The following is a 17,640-nucleotide window of genomic DNA, read 5'->3' on the forward strand; positions in this document are numbered from 1 at the left end:
CGCAGCCGTCAACGACGTCTTGCCATGGTCAACATGACCAATCGTCCCAATGTTAACATGCGGCTTCGTACGCTCAAATTTTCCTTTGGCCATCTGAGGTCTCCATTATCTTCCGCCCGTTAAGGGCCTTGAGTCACTTGTCGCGTGAAATTCCCTGGAATTACGCGTATTTCTTCTGAATTTCCTGCGCGACCGCAGTCGGCACCGGCTCGTAGTGATCGAACTGCATCGTGTACTGGGCACGGCCCTGCGACATCGAACGCAGCGTATCGACGTATTTGAACATGTTGGCGAGCGGCACCATGGCATTGACGACCACGGCGATGCCGCGCGTCTCCTGCCCCTGGATCTGGCCACGACGGCCGTTCAGGTCGCCGATGACGCTGCCGACATATTCTTCAGGCGTCACAACTTCCACCTTCATGATCGGCTCAAGAAGCTGGGCGCCAGCCTTCTGCGCACCTTCACGGAAAGCCGCGCGGGCAGCGATTTCGAAGGCGAGGACCGACGAGTCCACGTCATGATAGGCGCCATCAACCAGAGTCGCTTTCACGCCAAGCATCGGGAAGCCGGCAAGCGGACCGGAAGACAGAACGCTCTCGATACCCTTCTGCACGCCGGGAATGTATTCTTTCGGAACAGCGCCGCCGACAATCTTGGATTCGAAAACGAAATCCTCGCCATCGGGATTCGGCTCAAAGATGAGCTTGACGCGAGCGAACTGGCCCGAACCGCCAGTCTGCTTCTTGTGCGTGTAGTCGATCTCGGCAACCTTGGTGATGGTCTCGCGATAGGCTACTTGCGGCGCGCCGACATTGGCCTCAACCTTGAACTCGCGCCTCATGCGATCGACGATGATGTCGAGATGAAGCTCGCCCATCCCGGCGATGATGGTCTGGCCGCTCTCCTCATCGGTCTTGACGCGGAAGGACGGATCCTCGGCAGCGAGGCGATTGAGTGCAAGACCCATCTTCTCCTGATCGCCCTTGGTCTTGGGCTCAATGGCGATCTGAATGACCGGATCAGGGAACTCCATGCGCTCCAGGATGACCGGCTTGGTAGGATCGCAGAGCGTATCGCCGGTGGTCGTCTCCTTGAGACCGGCAAGAGCGACAATGTCGCCTGCAAAAGCCTCTTCGATGTCCGAACGCGAGTTCGAATGCATCTGCAGCATGCGGCCAATGCGCTCGCGCTTGTCCTTCACCGTATTGGCGAGCGAGACACCCTTGTTGAGCACGCCCGAATAGATGCGGCAGAAGGTCAGCGAGCCCACGAAGGGATCGTTCATGATCTTGAAGGCCAGCATGGAAAGCGGCTCGTCGTCCGAGGACTTGCGCACGATCTCTGCCTCGGTCTTGGGATCGATGCCCTTGATCGCCGGCACGTCGACCGGAGACGGAAGGAAGTCAACCACTGCGTCAAGAAGCGGCTGCACGCCCTTGTTCTTGAAGGCCGATCCACAGAACATCGGGAAGAACTTGACCTCGACGGTGCCTTTGCGAATGAGGGCACGAATCTCGTCATTGGACGGCATCTCGCCTTCGAGGTAGCGCTCCATGGCGCCCTCGTCCATCTCGACAGCAGCCTCGACGAGCTTCTCGCGATATTCTTCCGCCTTTGCCTGAAGATCAGCAGGAATGTCGAGCACGTCCCACTCGGCGCCGAGGTTTTCCGACTTCCAGACGAGCGCCTTCATCTCAATGAGGTCGACGACGCCGGCAAAGTCGCTCTCGGCCCCGATGGGGAGCTGCATGACCACAGCCTGCGCACCAAGACGCGACTTGACCATCTCGGCCGAGCGATAGAAGTCGGCGCCGATCTTGTCCATCTTGTTGCAGAAGATCATGCGCGGAACACGATACTTGTCGGCCTGGCGCCAGACGGTCTCGGTTTGCGGTTCGACGCCGGCATTGGCATCAAGAAGCGCGATAGCGCCATCGAGCACGCGCAGCGAGCGCTCGACCTCGATGGTGAAGTCGACGTGGCCCGGAGTGTCGATGATGTTGAAGCGGCGCTTCTTGCCATCGCGCCCCTGCCAGAAGGTGGTCGTGGCAGCGGAGGTGATCGTGATGCCACGTTCCTGCTCCTGCTCCATCCAGTCCATGGTGGCCGCGCCATCATGGACTTCACCGATCTTGTGCGACTTGCCCGTATAGAACAGGATGCGCTCGGTCGTCGTCGTCTTGCCAGCGTCGATATGCGCCATGATACCGAAATTTCGGTAGTCTTCGATCTTATACTCGCGGGCCATCGTCTTTACCTCTTGATCCCTTCCCGCCTTACCAGCGGTAGTGCGAGAATGCGCGGTTGGCCTCAGCCATCTTGTGGGTGTCTTCGCGCTTCTTGACTGCGGTGCCGCGATTATTGGCGGCATCCATAAGTTCTCCGGACAGGCGGTCGACCATGGTCGTCTCGTTGCGATTGCGCGCGGCGCTGATCAGCCAGCGGATCGCAAGGGCCTGACGGCGTTCCGGACGCACATCGACCGGGACCTGGTAAGTGGCGCCGCCGACACGCCGCGAGCGTACCTCCACATGCGGCGCGACATTGTCGAGCGCCTGGTGGAATACCGCGACCGGCTCCTGCTTGGTCTTGTCCTGAATCTGGTCGAGGGCGCCATAGACGATGCGCTCGGCGACAGATTTCTTGCCGTCGAACATCACGGCATTCATGAATTTGGTGACAACCACGTCTCCGAATTTCGGATCCGGGTTGATCTCACGCTTCTCTGCACGGTGGCGTCGGGACATATTCTTCGTCTCTCAACTTCAAGGCCCGGCGCGCTCAACAAAAAAGCGCCGAAGCCGGGAAACCCTTACTTCGGACGCTTGGCGCCATATTTGGATCGGCGCTGCTTGCGGTTTTTCACACCCTGCGTGTCGAGCACGCCACGGATAATGTGATAGCGCACGCCGGGAAGGTCCTTGACGCGGCCGCCACGGATCATCACCACGGAGTGCTCCTGAAGATTGTGGCCCTCACCGGGGATGTATCCAATCACCTCGAACCCATTGGTGAGGCGGATCTTGGCAACCTTGCGCAGCGCGGAGTTCGGCTTCTTCGGCGTCGTCGTATAGACGCGCGTGCAAACACCCCGCTTCTGCGGGTTGGCCTGCATGGCCGGAACCTTGTTTCGCTTCACCGGCGCAACGCGCGGCTTGCGGATCAACTGGTTGACGGTCGGCATCAAACCTTCCTTTGTTACAATCTCGTGTCTCAAGCCCTTCAGGGCGCTTCGAGCAACGGCTGTTCCATACGCAAATTCGGGCATCAAACCGCGTCCTGCGGTCCTGCCCGAACAAAAAGCAGAGGAAGCGCATTGCGCCTCATGCATGCCGGAATGTCTTGTCGCTCGTAAAACGAACCCTGTTTGAGGCAAACTTCAGGGCGCGACGCCCCGAAAAGCAAAGCCTCACATCGGCTCAGACGCCGCGGGTAATACTCGCAACCCCGCTACGCGTCAACCCCGGCCGCGCAATTATCTTGCCGGTATCGGAAGTTATCGCGATATGCGAAAGTCGGCGCAATTTAGTTTCGCCCAGCCGCGCCAGCCATAAATAAGATGACAAAATTCGACTTGCAAGGGCTTGGCCCTAGTTAAAGGGATGGTCATGGAATCAGTCTTATCGTGAGCGATACTGCCACTATGCAGGGGAAACGGAATCAGCCGATGAACGACAACATGGAACGCCCGGTCACCATCATTACCGGACGCGTCTGGCGCGTGAAAGATGGCGACAGCGAAGGCGTCCATGTGATGCTCGTGGCACCGGACGACGATTCGGCGGTTCGCCTTGCCCTCGAGGCCCTCGCCCAAGAGGGATACTCCGAGGCAGAGCTCGACCAGATCGGCGACATGGAGGGGGCACCGGACGAGGAGCCGCATCTTTCGGCGTATCAAGGTGCGCTGGAAGGCGAGATCGCAATAGTGACTTTTGACGAGATCAACTGAGGATCAGCAAAACATCCCGCAAAGAAAAAAGCCGCCGGATGCACCCCGGCGGCTTTCTTTATCATCTTGTACCGAGGCTCGCCTATTCGGCTGCGCCGCTCATGTCGGCCAGCATCGGATCGGCCATCTCGACATTCGACGTCTTGCGACGCTCGTCGAGAATGAGTTCGTCCCGGGACGTGGCGATGCGGCGGATCTGGCTCATCGCGCCGCCGGTGCCTGCCGGGATGAGACGGCCGACGATGACGTTCTCCTTGAGGCCCTGCAGAGTGTCGATCTTGCCGGCCACCGCAGCCTCGGTAAGCACGCGGGTGGTCTCCTGGAACGAAGCCGCCGAGATGAAGGACGGAGTCTGCAGCGAGGCTTTGGTGATGCCGAGCAGCACCGGCTGGCCGGCGGCAGGCTTCTTGCCTTCCTCGACAAGCCGGTCGTTGACCTCGTCGAGCTCGACCGAGTCCACGTGATCGCCGGGGATGTAGGTGGAATCCCCCTGCTCCGTGATCTCGACCTTCTGCAGCATCTGACGAACAATGACCTCGATGTGCTTGTCGTTGATGAGCACGCCCTGCAACCGGTAGACCTCCTGAATCTCGTTGACGAGATAGGAAGCAAGTGCCTCCACGCCCTTGATCGCCAGGATGTCGTGCGGAGCCGGGTTGCCGTCAAGGATGTAGTCGCCCTTCTCGATGGTGTCGCCATCCTGGAGATGGAACGGCTTACCCTTCGGAATCAGGTACTCGACCGGCTCGAGCTGCTCGTCGTGCGGTTCGATGATGATGCGGCGCTTGTTCTTGTAGTCGCGTCCGAACCTCACCGTGCCGTCGATCTCGGCAATGATCGCGTGATCCTTCGGACGACGCGCCTCGAACAGCTCGGCCACCCGCGGCAGACCACCGGTGATGTCCTTGGTACGGGCGCTTTCGGTCGGGATACGCGCGATCACGTCGCCCGGCTTCACATGCGAGCCGGGCTCGACGGAAAGCACCGTCTCGACGGAAAGCAGGAAACGGGCCTCGCCGCCGCGCGAAAGCTTGGCAACCTTGCCGCTCTTGTCCAGCACCGTGATCGCCGGCTTGAGATCCGAACCACGCGGCGTGGACCGCCAGTCAATGACCTCACGCTTGGTGATGCCGGTCGACTCGTCAGTGGTCTCCTGAACCGACACGCCGTCCACCAGATCCTCGAAGGCGATTGTGCCTTCGACCTCGGTGAGCATCGGCCGGGTATAGGGATCCCACTCGGCGACGCGCTGGCCGCGCTTCACCTTGTCGCCCTCGTCCACATAGATGCGCGAACCGTAGGCAACGCGGTGGCTCGCGCGCTCCTTGCCGGCTTCGTCGAGGATCAGGATCGCCATGTTGCGGCCCATGACCACGAGATGGCCATCCGAGTTGCGAACGACGTTGCGGTTTCGAATCTTGACCGTGCCCTCATAGGAGGCTTCCAGGAAGGACTGGTCGACGACCTGCGCCGTGCCGCCCATGTGGAAGGTACGCATGGTGAGCTGGGTGCCCGGCTCGCCGATGGACTGCGCCGCGATGACGCCGACAGCTTCACCGATATTGACCGGGGTGCCGCGCGCAAGGTCACGACCGTAGCAGACCGCGCAGACGCCGGTGCGAACCTCGCAGGTCAGCGCCGAACGGATGCGGACGGACTGGATGCCGGCCTTCTCGATGGCGTCGACATCCCGCTCGTCGATCAGCCGGCCGGCCGGCACGATCACTTCGCCGCTTACCGGATGGACCACATCCTCGAGAGCCGTACGGCCCAGGACGCGCTGACCGATGGAGGCAACGACCTGTCCCGCATCCACGATCGGCTGCATGGTCAGGCCCTTGTCGGTGCCGCAATCCTGCACCGTCACGATGCAATCCTGCGCCACGTCGACCAGACGGCGGGTCAGATAACCCGAATTCGCGGTCTTCAAGGCGGTGTCGGCCAGACCCTTACGGGCGCCGTGGGTGGAGTTGAAGTACTCCATCACGGTCAGGCCTTCCTTGAAGTTCGAGATGATCGGCGTCTCGATGATCGAGCCATCCGGGCGGGCCATCAGGCCGCGCATGCCGGCAAGCTGGCGCATCTGGGTCGGCGAGCCGCGCGCACCGGAATGCGACATCATGTAGATCGAATTCATCGGCTTCTGACGACCGTTTTCGTCGAATTCGACCGCCTTGATGCGCGCCATCATCTCATCGGCGACCTTCTCCGAGCATTTCGCCCAGGCGTCGACGACCTTGTTGTACTTCTCGCCCTGAGTGATCAGGCCGTCATTGTACTGCTGCTCGTATTCCTTCGCGAGTGCTTCGGTCTCGGCAACCAGCTTGTGCTTGGTATCCGGAATCAGCATGTCGTCCTTGCCGAAGGAGATGCCGGCGCGGCAGGCATGACTGAAGCCGAGCGCCATGATGCGGTCGCAGAAAATGACCGTCTCCTTCTGTCCGCAATGGCGATAGACCGTGTCGATCATCTTGGAGATGTTCTTCTTGGTCAGCTCCTGGTTGCAGATATCGAAGGGAACGTTCGGATTCTTCGGCAGCAACTCGCCTACGATCAGACGGCCAGGCGTCGTCTCGTAGATCTTCGAGACCGGGTTGCCGTTCTCGTCCACGGTCTTATAGCGACCCTTGATCTTGGTATGCAGGGTCACGACCTTGTTCTCGAGCGCATGGTGCAATTCGCCCATGTCGGCGAAAGCCATGCCCTCGCCCGGCTCGTTCTGGTTCATGATGGACAGGTAATAGAGTCCAAGAACCATGTCCTGCGACGGGACGATGATCGGCGCGCCGGAAGCCGGATGCAGGATGTTGTTGGTCGACATCATCAGCACGCGGGCTTCGAGCTGAGCCTCCAGCGACAGCGGCACGTGGACCGCCATCTGGTCGCCATCGAAGTCAGCATTGAAGGCCGTGCAGACCAGCGGATGAAGCTGGATCGCCTTGCCTTCGATCAGGGTGGGTTCGAAAGCCTGGATGCCGAGGCGATGCAGGGTCGGCGCACGGTTCAGGAGCACCGGATGCTCGCGGATGACCTCATCGAGGATATCCCAGACTTCCGGCCTCTCCTTCTCGACCAGCTTCTTGGCCTGCTTGACCGTCGAGGAGTAGCCCTTGGCGTCGAGCCGCGCATAGATGAACGGCTTGAACAGCTCCAGCGCCATCTTCTTCGGCAGGCCGCACTGATGCAGCTTCAGTTCCGGACCGGTCACGATTACCGAACGGCCGGAATAGTCAACGCGCTTGCCGAGCAGATTCTGGCGGAAGCGGCCCTGCTTGCCCTTGAGCATATCCGACAGCGATTTCAGCGGACGCTTGTTGGCGCCGGTGATGACGCGGCCGCGACGGCCATTGTCGAACAGCGCGTCCACCGCTTCCTGAAGCATGCGCTTCTCGTTGCGGATGATGATACCGGGCGCGCGCAGCTCGATCAGCCGCTTCAAGCGGTTGTTACGGTTGATCACGCGGCGGTACAGATCGTTGAGGTCCGACGTGGCGAAACGGCCGCCGTCCAGCGGCACCAGCGGACGCAGATCCGGCGGGATCACCGGAATGACCTTCATGACCATCCATTCGGGCCGGTTGCCGGACTCGAGGAAGTTCTCCACCACCTTGAGGCGCTTCAGAAGCTTCTTCTGCTTCAACTCGGACGTCGTGGAGGCAAGCTCGGAGCGCAGTTCGCCCGCGATCTTCTCCAGGTCCATGACCTCGAGAAGATGGTGGATCGCCTCGGCACCGATCATGGCGGTGAAGGAATCCTCGCCATACTCGTCGATCGCCAGCATATACTCCTCTTCGGAGAGGAGCTGGTTCTCCTTGAGCGCGGTCAGGCCCGGCTCGGTCACGATATAATTCTCAAAATAGAGAACCCGCTCGATATCCTTGAGCGTCATGTCGAGCAGCGTGCCGATACGGCTCGGCAGCGACTTCAGGAACCAGATATGCGCCACCGGGGCGGCGAGCTCAATATGGCCCATGCGCTCACGGCGCACGCGCGACAGCGTGACCTCGACGCCGCACTTCTCGCAGATGACGCCTTTGTACTTCATGCGCTTGTACTTGCCGCACAAGCATTCGTAGTCCTTGATCGGACCGAAAATGCGCGCGCAGAACAGGCCGTCACGCTCGGGCTTGAACGTGCGGTAATTGATTGTCTCGGGCTTCTTTATCTCGCCGTAAGACCAGGAGAGAATCTTCTCAGGGCTCGCCAGCGAGATCCGGATCGAATCGAAAGTCTGCGCCGGCGCCTGAGGATTGAAAAGATTCATGACCTCTTGGTTCATGCCGATCTCCTATACGGGGTCACCGAGACCCCTTTCCAACTTGGTTGGGCGAACAATGCCCGCAATTCCAGCCGGCCGCCGCTGCGACCGAAAACCGTCGACGCTGCCGCGGAGATCTCGCCCCGCGGCAGCACTTTTTTCCTACTCGGCCGCATCCGGCAAGCGTGCCGGCTGCTCCTCGATACGCGAATTCTCGAGCTCGACGTTGAGGCCCAGTGAGCGCATTTCCTTGACAAGAACGTTGAAGCTCTCCGGAATACCGGCCTCGAACGTGTCGTCGCCACGCACGATCGCCTCGTAGACCTTGGTGCGGCCGGCCACGTCGTCCGACTTCACCGTCAGCATCTCCTGCAAGGTATAGGCAGCGCCGTAGGCTTCCAGCGCCCAGACCTCCATCTCACCGAAGCGCTGACCGCCGAACTGTGCCTTGCCGCCCAGCGGCTGCTGGGTGACCAGCGAGTACGGACCGATCGAACGGGCGTGGATCTTGTCATCCACCAGATGGTGCAGCTTCAGCATGTAGATGTAGCCCACGGTAACGTTGCGGTCGAAAGCCTCGCCCGTACGTCCGTCGTAAAGCGTCACCTGACCGCTGGTCTGGAGTCCCGCTTCCTTGAGCATCTCGTTGATGTCGGATTCATGGGCACCGTCGAAGACCGGCGTTGCGATGGACACGCCACGCCGCATCTGCTCGCCGAGACGCACGACGCTTTCATCGTCATAGTCGCGGACGGGCTCGTTGCGCTCGTTAGCCGGGATCAGCTTCTCGATGGTATCGCGCAGCGGCTTGATTTCACCGCTTTCGCGATAGGCATCGATCAGGTCGCCGATCTTCTTGCCCATACCCGCGCAGGCCCAACCGAGATGGGTTTCAAGGATCTGGCCGACATTCATGCGGCTCGGCACGCCAAGCGGATTCAGCACGATATCGACATGCGTGCCGTCCTCCAGGAACGGCATGTCCTCGATCGGCATGATGCGCGAGACGACGCCCTTGTTGCCGTGACGGCCAGCCATCTTGTCGCCGGGCTGCATCTTGCGCTTCACGGCAACGAAAACCTTGACCATCTTCATGACGCCGGGAGGCATCTCGTCGCCGCGCTGGACCTTCTCGACCTTGTCCATGAAGCGCTGTTCAAGCGCCTTCTTGGAGTCGTCATACTGGCTGCGCAGCGCTTCGAGTTCGCCCTGAATCTTCTCGTCCTCGACGGCAAATTGCCACCATTGCGACCGCGGATACTCATCGAGCAGTTCGCTGGTAAGCGTCGCGCCCTTCTTAAAGCCCTTCGGACCGGCAATTGCCTCCTTGCCGGCAAGCATATCGGCCAGGCGGCTATACACATTGCGGTCAAGGATCGACTGCTCGTCGTCACGGTCCTTGGCGAGGCGCTCGATCTCCTCGCGCTCGATCGCCATGGCACGCTCGTCCTTCTCGACGCCGTGGCGGTTGAACACGCGGACCTCGACCACCGTCCCGTAGGTGCCGGGCGGCATGCGCATGGAGGTGTCGCGCACATCGGACGCCTTCTCACCGAAGATGGCGCGCAGAAGCTTCTCTTCCGGCGTCATCGGGCTTTCGCCCTTCGGCGTGATCTTACCGACCAGGATGTCACCCGGCTGTACTTCCGCGCCGATATAGACGATGCCGGCCTCATCGAGGTTCTTCAGCGCCTCTTCCGAAACATTCGGAATGTCGCGCGTGATCTCCTCCGGTCCAAGCTTGGTGTCGCGAGCCATCACCTCGAATTCCTCGATATGGATCGAAGTGAAGATGTCGTCGCGGACAATGCGCTCGGAGAGAAGGATCGAATCCTCGTAATTGTAGCCGTTCCAGGGCATGAACGCGACGAGCACGTTCCGGCCGAGTGCCAGATCGCCCAGGTCCGTCGACGGACCGTCGGCGATGATATCGCCCTTGTTGACGAAATCGCCCACCTTCACCAGCGGGCGCTGGTTGATGCAGGTGTTCTGGTTCGAGCGCTGGAACTTCATCAGCCGGTAGATGTCCACACCCGACTGCGAGGCGTCCACCTCTTCAGTGGCCCGGATGACTATACGCGTCGCATCGACCTGATCGACCACGCCGGTCCTGCGTGCGGCGATCGCCGCTCCCGAATCGCGGGCCACAACCGGCTCCATTCCGGTGCCGACGAAGGGAGCCTCGGCACGCACCAGAGGCACGGCTTGACGCTGCATGTTGGAGCCCATGAGGGCGCGGTTGGCGTCGTCATTCTCGAGGAACGGAATCAGGGCCGCCGCCACCGAAACAAGCTGCTTCGGCGAAACGTCCATCAGATCCACGTTCTCGCGCGGCGCCATCATGACCTCACCGGCATGGCGGCAGACCACAAATTCGTCCGCGAAGCGGCCATTCTTGTCGAGCTCGGCATTGGCCTGCGCAACATAGTGCTTGGCCTCCTCCATAGCGGACAGATAAATGACTTCCTGCGTCACCTTGCCATCGACGATCTTGCGATACGGCGTTTCGATGAAACCGTATTTGTTGACGCGAGCAAAGGTCGCCAAGCTGTTGATAAGACCGATATTCGGGCCTTCCGGCGTCTCGATCGGGCAGATGCGGCCATAATGCGTTGGATGCACGTCGCGCACCTCGAAGCCGGCACGCTCGCGGGTCAGACCGCCCGGTCCGAGAGCCGAGAGGCGGCGCTTGTGCGTGATCTCCGACAGCGGATTCGTCTGGTCCATGAACTGCGAGAGCTGCGAGGAGCCGAAGAACTCGCGCACGGCAGCGGCTGCCGGCTTGGCGTTGATCAGATCCTGCGGCATGACCGTGTCGATCTCGATCGAGGACATGCGCTCCTTGATGGCGCGCTCCATGCGGAGCAGGCCGACGCGGTACTGGTTCTCCATCAGCTCGCCGACGGAACGCACGCGGCGATTGCCGAGATTGTCGATATCATCGATCTCGCCCTTGCCGTCGCGCAATTCGACCAGGGTCCTGACCACCGCGATAATGTCTTCCTTGCGCAGCACGCGCACGGTGTCAGGGCAGTCGAGTTCCAGGCGCATATTCATCTTGACGCGTCCGACCGCGGAAAGGTCGTAACGCTCGGAATCGAAGAACAACGAATGGAACATCGCCTCGGCGGTTTCGAGCGTCGGCGGTTCGCCCGGACGCATGACGCGATAGATGTCGAAAAGTGCGTCCTGACGCCCCTCGTTCTTGTCCACCGCAAGCGTGTTGCGGATGTAGCCGCCGACATTGACATGGTCGATGTCGAGGAAATTCACCTCGGTCTCGCCGGTATCGAGCAGCACCTTCAGCGTCTTCTCGTCGATCTCGTCGCCGGCCTCGAGATAGATCTCGCCCGTCTCGGGATTGACGATATCTTCGGCGAGATAGTTGCCGAGAAGATCCTCTTCCGTCGCCTTGATGGCCTTGAGGCCCTTCTCGGCGAGCTGGCGCGCCTGTCGCGCGGTGATCTTCTTGCCCGCCTCGACAACCACTTCTCCGGTGTCGGCGTCAATCAGGTCGCTGACGGCCTTCATGCCACGGAAACGCTCCGCGGAATACGGTACCCGCCACGCTTCCCCGTCACGGATATAGGTGAGCTTCTCGTAGAAGGTCGAAAGGATCTCCTCGCCGTCCATGCCGAGAGCCATAAGCAGCGACGTCACCGGAATCTTGCGGCGACGGTCGATGCGCGCATGCACCACATCCTTGGAATCGAACTCGATGTCGAGCCAGGAGCCGCGATACGGGATGACGCGGGCGGCGAACAGCAGCTTGCCGCTCGAATGCGACTTGCCCTTGTCATGATCGAAGAAGACGCCCGGCGAGCGATGCATCTGGGAAACAATCACGCGCTCGGTGCCGTTGATGATGAAGGTGCCGTTCGACGTCATGAGCGGCATGTCGCCCATGTAGACGTCCTGCTCCTTGATGTCCTTGATCGACTTCGCGCCGGTATCCTCGTCCACATCGAACACGATGAGGCGCAGCGTCACCTTCAGCGGCGCCGCATAGGTCAGGTCGCGCTGCCGGCATTCGTCAACGTCGAATTTCGGCGCCTCGAACTCGTATTTGACGAATTCGAGCATAGCCGTGCCCGCGAAATCGGAGATCGGGAATACCGACTTGAAAACTGCCTGAAGCCCCTCGTCCGGACGGCCGCCTTCGGGCTCGTCCACCATAAGGAATTGATCATAGGAAGCTTTCTGAACCTCGATGAGGTTCGGCATCTCCGCAACTTCCGGAATCTTACCGAAAAACTTGCGTACGCGCCTGCGACCATTGAATGTCTGGGTCTGGGCCATCGTCGCTCCTTGGTGCCTAACTGGCTTGCCTTCCGCATACCAGACCGCCCTCCGCTTCAGGCGGTCCATCCTTAACGGGCGAAAAACCCGTTTCCTGAAAGCCGTTCCCGGCCCTCAGGAAAGAGGTTTTTCTCACGCCCCTTTTTCCGAGGCTGCCGCGGGCGGCACAAGCGCCCGCGACMGCCTCCGAAGACTTACTTCAGCTCGACCTTGGCGCCGGCGCCTTCAAGCTGGGCCTTGATCTTCTCGGCCTCATCCTTGGCAACGCCTTCCTTGACCGGCTTCGGCGCGGCCTCGACCAGGTCCTTGGCTTCCTTGAGGCCAAGGCCGGTGATGGCGCGCACTTCCTTGATCACGTTGATCTTCTGGCCGCCCGCGTCGGCGAGAATGACGTCGAATTCGGTCTTCTCCTCGGCAGCTTCGGCCGGAGCGCCAGCAGCACCGCCGGCAGCCGCGACGGCAACCGGAGCAGCGGCGGAAACGCCCCACTTCTCTTCAAGCATCTTCGAAAGCTCGGCCGCCTCGAGGACGGTCAGGCTCGAAAGGTCTTCAACGATCTTGGCGAGATCAGCCATTTTTCATTTCCTTTGCAAAGTTCGAACAGGTGTTTGTGATGACAGCGAGGAACGGCCTCATGCCGCCTCGTCCTTCCGGGCATAGGCGCCGAAAACGCGGGCAAGCTGACCTGCCGGAGCGTTGACGACCTGCGCGATCCGGGTTGCCGGCGTGTTGATCATGCCGACGATCTTGGCCCGAAGCTCGTCCAGCGACGGCAGAGAGGCAAGCGCCTTCACACCATCGGGATCGAGACTAGTAGCGCCCATGGCTCCGCCGAGAATGACGAGATTGTCATTCGTCTTGGCGAAGTCGCTGGCCACTTTCGGAGCCGCAACCGGATCGTCCGAATAAGCAATAAGCGTCTGTCCTTCGAACAGCGCCTGAATGCCTTCGGACGGAGTGCCCTGAAGAGCGATCTTGGCGAGACGGTTCTTCGCGACTTTGACGGTGCCTCCCGCCTGACGCATCCTGGAACGAAGATCGTTCATCTGCGCGACGGTAAGACCGGCATAGTGCGCCACGACCACCGACCCGGTGCTGTTGAACACCTGGTTCAGGTCCGTGACAAATGCGCGTTTTTCCGCTCTGTCCACTGCCTATCTCCAGTTGACAACCATTCCTCAGGAACGGTTGCCGGGTTGCCTTTTGCCGTCGGACCATCCGAGGATCCCGGATCATCCAAACGACGCTTGAGGATCCTGTCCCCTTTCGCCATGCCGGCAATGCCGGCCAGTCGACAAAAGGCAAAACACGGTTCGAACCATCCAAGGGAACGCCGAAACGCTCCGGTGTCAGGTCTCACCCGTCTCATGCAGGCTCATTGCGAATTAAGGCGAGCCGCCCGCAATCTCGGACAGGATGTTCCGGAAGTTTCCTTCCGTATCCGAAGCCCGAAAGCTTCGGAATTCCGTAAATGGAAGAAGGCGATATCGCCTTCTTCCGCATCAAAACATCAAGATACGGCGAGCGTCGAGGGATCGATCTTGAGACCGGGTCCCATGGTCGAGCTCAACGCGACCTTCTTGACATAATTACCCTTGGCGCCGGAAGGTTTGGCCTTGATGACGGCATCGGCGAATGCGCGGATATTCTCCGCAATCGCAGCGCTGTCGAAGGAAGCCTTGCCGACACCGGCATGAACGATACCGGCCCTCTCAACACGGAACTCGACCGCACCGCCCTTGGAAGCCTTCACGGCCGCCGCGACGTCCGGAGTAACGGTCCCGACCTTCGGGTTCGGCATCATGCCGCGCGGACCAAGCACCTTGCCGAGGCGGCCGACCAGCGGCATCATGTCCGGCGTGGCGATGCAGCGGTCAAAATTTATCTCGCCCTTCTGCACCGTCTCGACCAGATCTTCGGCGCCCACGATATCGGCACCTGCAGCCTTGGCCTCTTCGGCCTTGTCGCCCTTGGCAAACACGGCCACGCGAACCGAGCGCCCGGTGCCGTTCGGCAGATTGACGACGCCACGGACCATCTGGTCCGCATGACGCGGATCAACGCCGAGATTCATCGCCACCTCGATCGTCTCGTCGAACTTGGCGGTGGCCCGCTCCTTCAGGAGCTTGACCGCCTCCTCGAGAGGGTATTGCTTGCTCCGGTCGATGCCTTCATTGGCTTTCGCCAGACGCTTTGCGATTTTCTTAGCCATCTCAGCCCACCACCTCGAGACCCATGGAACGAGCCGAGCCTTCAACCATGCGCATGGCCGCCTCGACGTCGTTCGCGTTCAGATCCTTCATCTTCGCCTCGGCGATCTCCCGCACCTTATCGCGCGAGATGTTGCCGATTGTGGACTTGCCCGGTTCCTTCGAGCCAGACTTGATCTTGGCCGCCTTCTTGAGGAAGTAGCTCACAGGCGGGGTCTTCATGGTGAAGGTGAACGACTTGTCCTGGTAGTAGGTGATGACCACCGGGATTGGCGAACCCTTCTCCATTTCCTGGCTCTGGGCGTTGAACGCCTTGCAGAACTCCATGATATTGATGCCGCGCTGACCAAGCGCAGGTCCGATCGGGGGCGACGGCGTAGCCGACCCCGCGGGAACCTGAAGCTTGAGCTGGCCTGCAACTTTCTTAGCCATTTCTCATCTGCCTTGTCATGCTGCCGGAAATCCGGCGGTTGCAGTTTGGTGGTCCGGGTTCATGCAGCCGGCTAAAGCCGCCTCCACCTCCCACCTCTCGATCCGGGCCGTAGCCCGGCCGTCCCGGTCAGGATTTCTCGACCTGACCGAATTCGAGATCGACGGGTACGGCACGCCCGAAGATCGAAACTTCCACCTTGAGCCGCGAACGCTCCTCGTCCACTTCCTGGACAAAACCGTTGAAGGAAGCGAACGGCCCATCCGAAACCCGCACTTGCTCGCCAATCTCGAAAGTGACGGACGGCTTCGGACGCTCCACTCCCTCTTGCACCTGAATCAGGATGCGCTCGGCTTCGGCATTCGTGATCGGCACAGGCTTGGAATCCCCAAGGAACCCAGTGACCTTCGGCGTGTTCTTGATCAAGCTGAACACAGCGTCGGTCAGATTGGCCCGCACCAGCACATAGCCGGGGAAGAATTTGCGCTCGGCATCCACCTTGCGCCCGCGACGCACCTCCACGACCTTCTCGGTCGGCACCACGACCTGCTCGATATGGTCACTCAAACCCTTCTGCTTGGCCTGGTCCAGAATGGATTCGGCCACCTTCTTCTCGAAGTTCGAATAGGCGTGGACGATGTACCACCGCGCAGTCATTTCACAGGCTCTCCGTTATCGGTGGTATTATCTGCTGATCCCCAGGATCAGCTCGACGGCCCAGCCCATCAACTGGTCCGCGGCGAAGAAAAAGATCGCCGCGATGAACACGAAAGCGATGACCATGAGCGTCGATATCAGGGTCTCGCGCCTCGATGGCCAGGTGACCTTGGCCGTTTCCGACCTCACCTGCTGGAGGAAGGTAAAGGGATTACTCGTTCTCGACGCCATCTGCCGCTCTTAATGGACGCGCCCGGATTTTCTCCGGAACATTCTCTTCGCTCCTCAAGGGAGCATTGAATTGCAAGGATCAAAAGCAAACAGGCGAATCAGCCACAATGCTTCACCCACGCAACAAGGGCGCGTAAAGCCGGACCACCAGCTTCACGCACCGCATGTCTGTTTTCCCTACATAAATCCGATTCCCTCGGCTTGCAAGTACCCAAGGCGGTGGAACTCTTCTTTTCATAAGGACATGGCAGGGGCAGAGGGGCTCGAACCCCCGACCTACGGTTTTGGAGACCGTCGCTCTACCAACTGAGCTATACCCCTAGATCGCCGCTCCAGGGCAGCGCGATGCTTCTAATCCGCCACTCGAAAAGCTTCAAGTGGATTTGCGGGCCGCGGCAATCGGCCGCCCGCAATAGAAGCCTTTTTTATTCCGTGATGCTGGCGACGATGCCGGCGCCGACGGTGCGGCCGCCCTCACGGATGGCGAAGCGCAGCTTCTCCTCCATGGCGATCGGCACGATCAGCTCGACGTCAACCGTAACATTGTCGCCAGGCATCACCATCTCCGTCCCCTCAGGCAGCTTCACGATGCCGGTCACATCCGTCGTGCGGAAGTAAAACTGCGGACGGTAGTTGGTGAAGAACGGCGTATGACGGCCACCCTCCTCCTTCGTCAGGATATAGGCCTCCGCCTTGAACTTCGTGTGCGGCGTCACAGTGCCCGGCTTCGCCAGAACCTGCCCGCGCTCAACACCGTCTCGCTCAACACCGCGAAGAAGCGCACCAATATTGTCGCCCGCCTGACCCTGGTCCAAAAGCTTGCGGAACATCTCAACGCCCGTAACCGTCGTCTTCGACGTCGGACGGATGCCGACAATCTCGATCTCCTCGCCAACCTTGACAACGCCGCGCTCCACACGACCCGTCACAACCGTGCCGCGGCCCGAGATCGAGAACACATCCTCAATCGGCATCAGGAACGGCTGGTCAATCGGACGCTCAGGCGTCGGAATATAGGCATCGACCTGCTTCATCAGCTCGCGAACCGCATCCTCGCCGATCTCCTTGTTGGAGTCCTCAAGCGCAGCAAGCGCCGAACCCTTCACAATCGGAATGTCGTCGCCAGGAAACTCATAGGCAGACAGAAGCTCGCGAACCTCAAGCTCGACAAGCTCCAAAAGCTCCGGATCGTCAACCTGGTCAACCTTGTTCAAAAAAACCACAATCGCCGGAACACCAACCTGGCGGGCAAGCAGAATGTGCTCGCGCGTCTGCGGCATCGGACCATCGGCAGCAGAAACAACCAGGATCGCACCGTCCATCTGCGCGGCACCCGTGATCATGTTCTTCACATAATCCGCATGCCCAGGGCAGTCCACATGCGCATAGTGACGGTTCTCCGTCTCATACTCCACATGCGCCGTCGAGATCGTGATGCCGCGCGCCTTCTCCTCAGGCGCAGCATCAATCTGGTCATACGCCTTGAACTCGCCAAAATACTTCGTAATCGCAGCCGTCAACGACGTCTTGCCATGGTCAACATGACCAATCGTCCCAATGTTAACATGCGGCTTCGTACGCTCAAATTTTCCTTTGGCCATCT

14 protein-coding genes and 1 tRNA gene are annotated in these 17,640 nt (G+C 60.2%); 1 reads left to right on the plus strand and 14 read right to left on the minus strand.

The window, feature by feature from the left end:
* The 4 genes from L598_RS16520 to rpsL all read right to left on the minus strand — a co-directional run.
* Positions 1-93: GTP-binding protein (locus tag L598_RS16520; RefSeq protein WP_032936484.1), on the minus strand; the 93-nt coding region annotated here is incomplete at its 3' end.
* Positions 94-160: 67 nt separating this feature from the next.
* A complete protein-coding gene (gene fusA, locus L598_RS16525) occupies positions 161-2,251 on the minus strand; it encodes an elongation factor G (protein WP_144864306.1) in 2,091 nt (696 codons plus the stop codon).
* Between the two features lie 28 nt (positions 2,252-2,279).
* Positions 2,280-2,750, minus strand: coding sequence for a 30S ribosomal protein S7 (gene rpsG, locus L598_RS16530; RefSeq protein WP_144864308.1), 471 nt, complete (start codon positions 2,748-2,750; stop codon positions 2,280-2,282).
* A 65-nt stretch (positions 2,751-2,815) separates the two neighbouring features.
* Positions 2,816-3,187, minus strand: coding sequence for a 30S ribosomal protein S12 (rpsL, locus tag L598_RS16535; protein ID WP_144864310.1), 372 nt, complete (start codon positions 3,185-3,187; stop codon positions 2,816-2,818).
* A 483-nt stretch (positions 3,188-3,670) separates the two neighbouring features.
* Between rpsL and L598_RS16540 the strand changes: the two genes are divergently transcribed.
* Positions 3,671-3,952 (plus strand): transcriptional regulator, encoded by a 282-nt coding sequence (locus L598_RS16540; protein WP_144864312.1) that lies wholly within the window; start codon positions 3,671-3,673, stop codon positions 3,950-3,952.
* An 82-nt stretch (positions 3,953-4,034) separates the two neighbouring features.
* On the opposite strand, the gene rpoC is transcribed toward L598_RS16540, so the two are convergent.
* From rpoC to tuf, 10 genes are all read right to left on the minus strand, one after another.
* Positions 4,035-8,231, minus strand: a complete 4,197-nt coding sequence (rpoC, locus tag L598_RS16545) for a DNA-directed RNA polymerase subunit beta' (RefSeq protein WP_144864313.1) — start codon at positions 8,229-8,231, stop codon at positions 4,035-4,037.
* 141 nt (positions 8,232-8,372) lie between these two features.
* Complete coding sequence (gene rpoB, locus L598_RS16550; RefSeq protein WP_144864315.1) at positions 8,373-12,509, minus strand: DNA-directed RNA polymerase subunit beta; 4,137 nt, start codon at positions 12,507-12,509, stop codon at positions 8,373-8,375.
* 194 nt (positions 12,510-12,703) lie between these two features.
* Positions 12,704-13,084: a 50S ribosomal protein L7/L12 gene (gene rplL / locus L598_RS16555; protein ID WP_144864317.1), complete on the minus strand. Its 381-nt coding sequence runs from the start codon at positions 13,082-13,084 to the stop codon at positions 12,704-12,706.
* 57 nt (positions 13,085-13,141) lie between these two features.
* On the minus strand, positions 13,142-13,660 hold the full coding sequence (gene rplJ / locus L598_RS16560; protein WP_144864318.1) for a 50S ribosomal protein L10: 519 nt from the start codon (positions 13,658-13,660) through the stop codon (positions 13,142-13,144).
* A 359-nt stretch (positions 13,661-14,019) separates the two neighbouring features.
* On the minus strand, positions 14,020-14,721 hold the full coding sequence (gene rplA / locus L598_RS16565) for a 50S ribosomal protein L1 (protein ID WP_144864320.1): 702 nt from the start codon (positions 14,719-14,721) through the stop codon (positions 14,020-14,022).
* 1 nt (position 14,722) lies between these two features.
* Positions 14,723-15,151, minus strand: coding sequence for a 50S ribosomal protein L11 (rplK, locus tag L598_RS16570; RefSeq protein ID WP_144864322.1), 429 nt, complete (start codon positions 15,149-15,151; stop codon positions 14,723-14,725).
* Positions 15,152-15,278: 127 nt separating this feature from the next.
* Positions 15,279-15,806, minus strand: coding sequence for a transcription termination/antitermination protein NusG (gene nusG, locus L598_RS16575; protein ID WP_144864324.1), 528 nt, complete (start codon positions 15,804-15,806; stop codon positions 15,279-15,281).
* Positions 15,807-15,833: 27 nt separating this feature from the next.
* Positions 15,834-16,037, minus strand: a complete 204-nt coding sequence (gene secE / locus L598_RS16580) for a preprotein translocase subunit SecE (RefSeq protein ID WP_144864326.1) — start codon at positions 16,035-16,037, stop codon at positions 15,834-15,836.
* Between the two features lie 245 nt (positions 16,038-16,282).
* Positions 16,283-16,358, minus strand: a tRNA-Trp gene (locus L598_RS16585).
* Between the two features lie 104 nt (positions 16,359-16,462).
* Complete coding sequence (tuf, locus tag L598_RS16590) at positions 16,463-17,638, minus strand: elongation factor Tu (protein WP_144860897.1); 1,176 nt, start codon at positions 17,636-17,638, stop codon at positions 16,463-16,465.
* Positions 17,639-17,640 lie beyond the last annotated feature (2 nt).

Origin of the sequence: Mesorhizobium sp. J18 (genome assembly GCF_007829525.1) — a bacterium.
Classification (GTDB): Bacteria; Pseudomonadota; Alphaproteobacteria; order Rhizobiales; family Rhizobiaceae; genus VLJP01.

What these genes read in the sequence shown, in the direction of transcription:
- fusA (WP_144864306.1), bottom strand. Translation starts at nt 2,251, where the DNA reads ATGGCCCGCGAGTATAAGATCGAAGACTACCGAAATTTCGGTATCATG.
- rpsG (WP_144864308.1), bottom strand. Translation starts at nt 2,750, where the DNA reads ATGTCCCGACGCCACCGTGCAGAGAAGCGTGAGATCAACCCGGATCCG.
- rpsL (WP_144864310.1), bottom strand. Translation starts at nt 3,187, where the DNA reads ATGCCGACCGTCAACCAGTTGATCCGCAAGCCGCGCGTTGCGCCGGTG.
- L598_RS16540 (WP_144864312.1), top strand. Translation starts at nt 3,671, where the DNA reads ATGAACGACAACATGGAACGCCCGGTCACCATCATTACCGGACGCGTC.
- rpoC (WP_144864313.1), bottom strand. Translation starts at nt 8,231, where the DNA reads ATGAACCAAGAGGTCATGAATCTTTTCAATCCTCAGGCGCCGGCGCAG.
- rpoB (WP_144864315.1), bottom strand. Translation starts at nt 12,509, where the DNA reads ATGGCCCAGACCCAGACATTCAATGGTCGCAGGCGCGTACGCAAGTTT.
- rplL (WP_144864317.1), bottom strand. Translation starts at nt 13,084, where the DNA reads ATGGCTGATCTCGCCAAGATCGTTGAAGACCTTTCGAGCCTGACCGTC.
- rplA (WP_144864320.1), bottom strand. Translation starts at nt 14,721, where the DNA reads ATGGCTAAGAAAATCGCAAAGCGTCTGGCGAAAGCCAATGAAGGCATC.
- rplK (WP_144864322.1), bottom strand. Translation starts at nt 15,151, where the DNA reads ATGGCTAAGAAAGTTGCAGGCCAGCTCAAGCTTCAGGTTCCCGCGGGG.
- nusG (WP_144864324.1), bottom strand. Translation starts at nt 15,806, where the DNA reads ATGACTGCGCGGTGGTACATCGTCCACGCCTATTCGAACTTCGAGAAG.
- secE (WP_144864326.1), bottom strand. Translation starts at nt 16,037, where the DNA reads ATGGCGTCGAGAACGAGTAATCCCTTTACCTTCCTCCAGCAGGTGAGG.
- tuf (WP_144860897.1), bottom strand. Translation starts at nt 17,638, where the DNA reads ATGGCCAAAGGAAAATTTGAGCGTACGAAGCCGCATGTTAACATTGGG.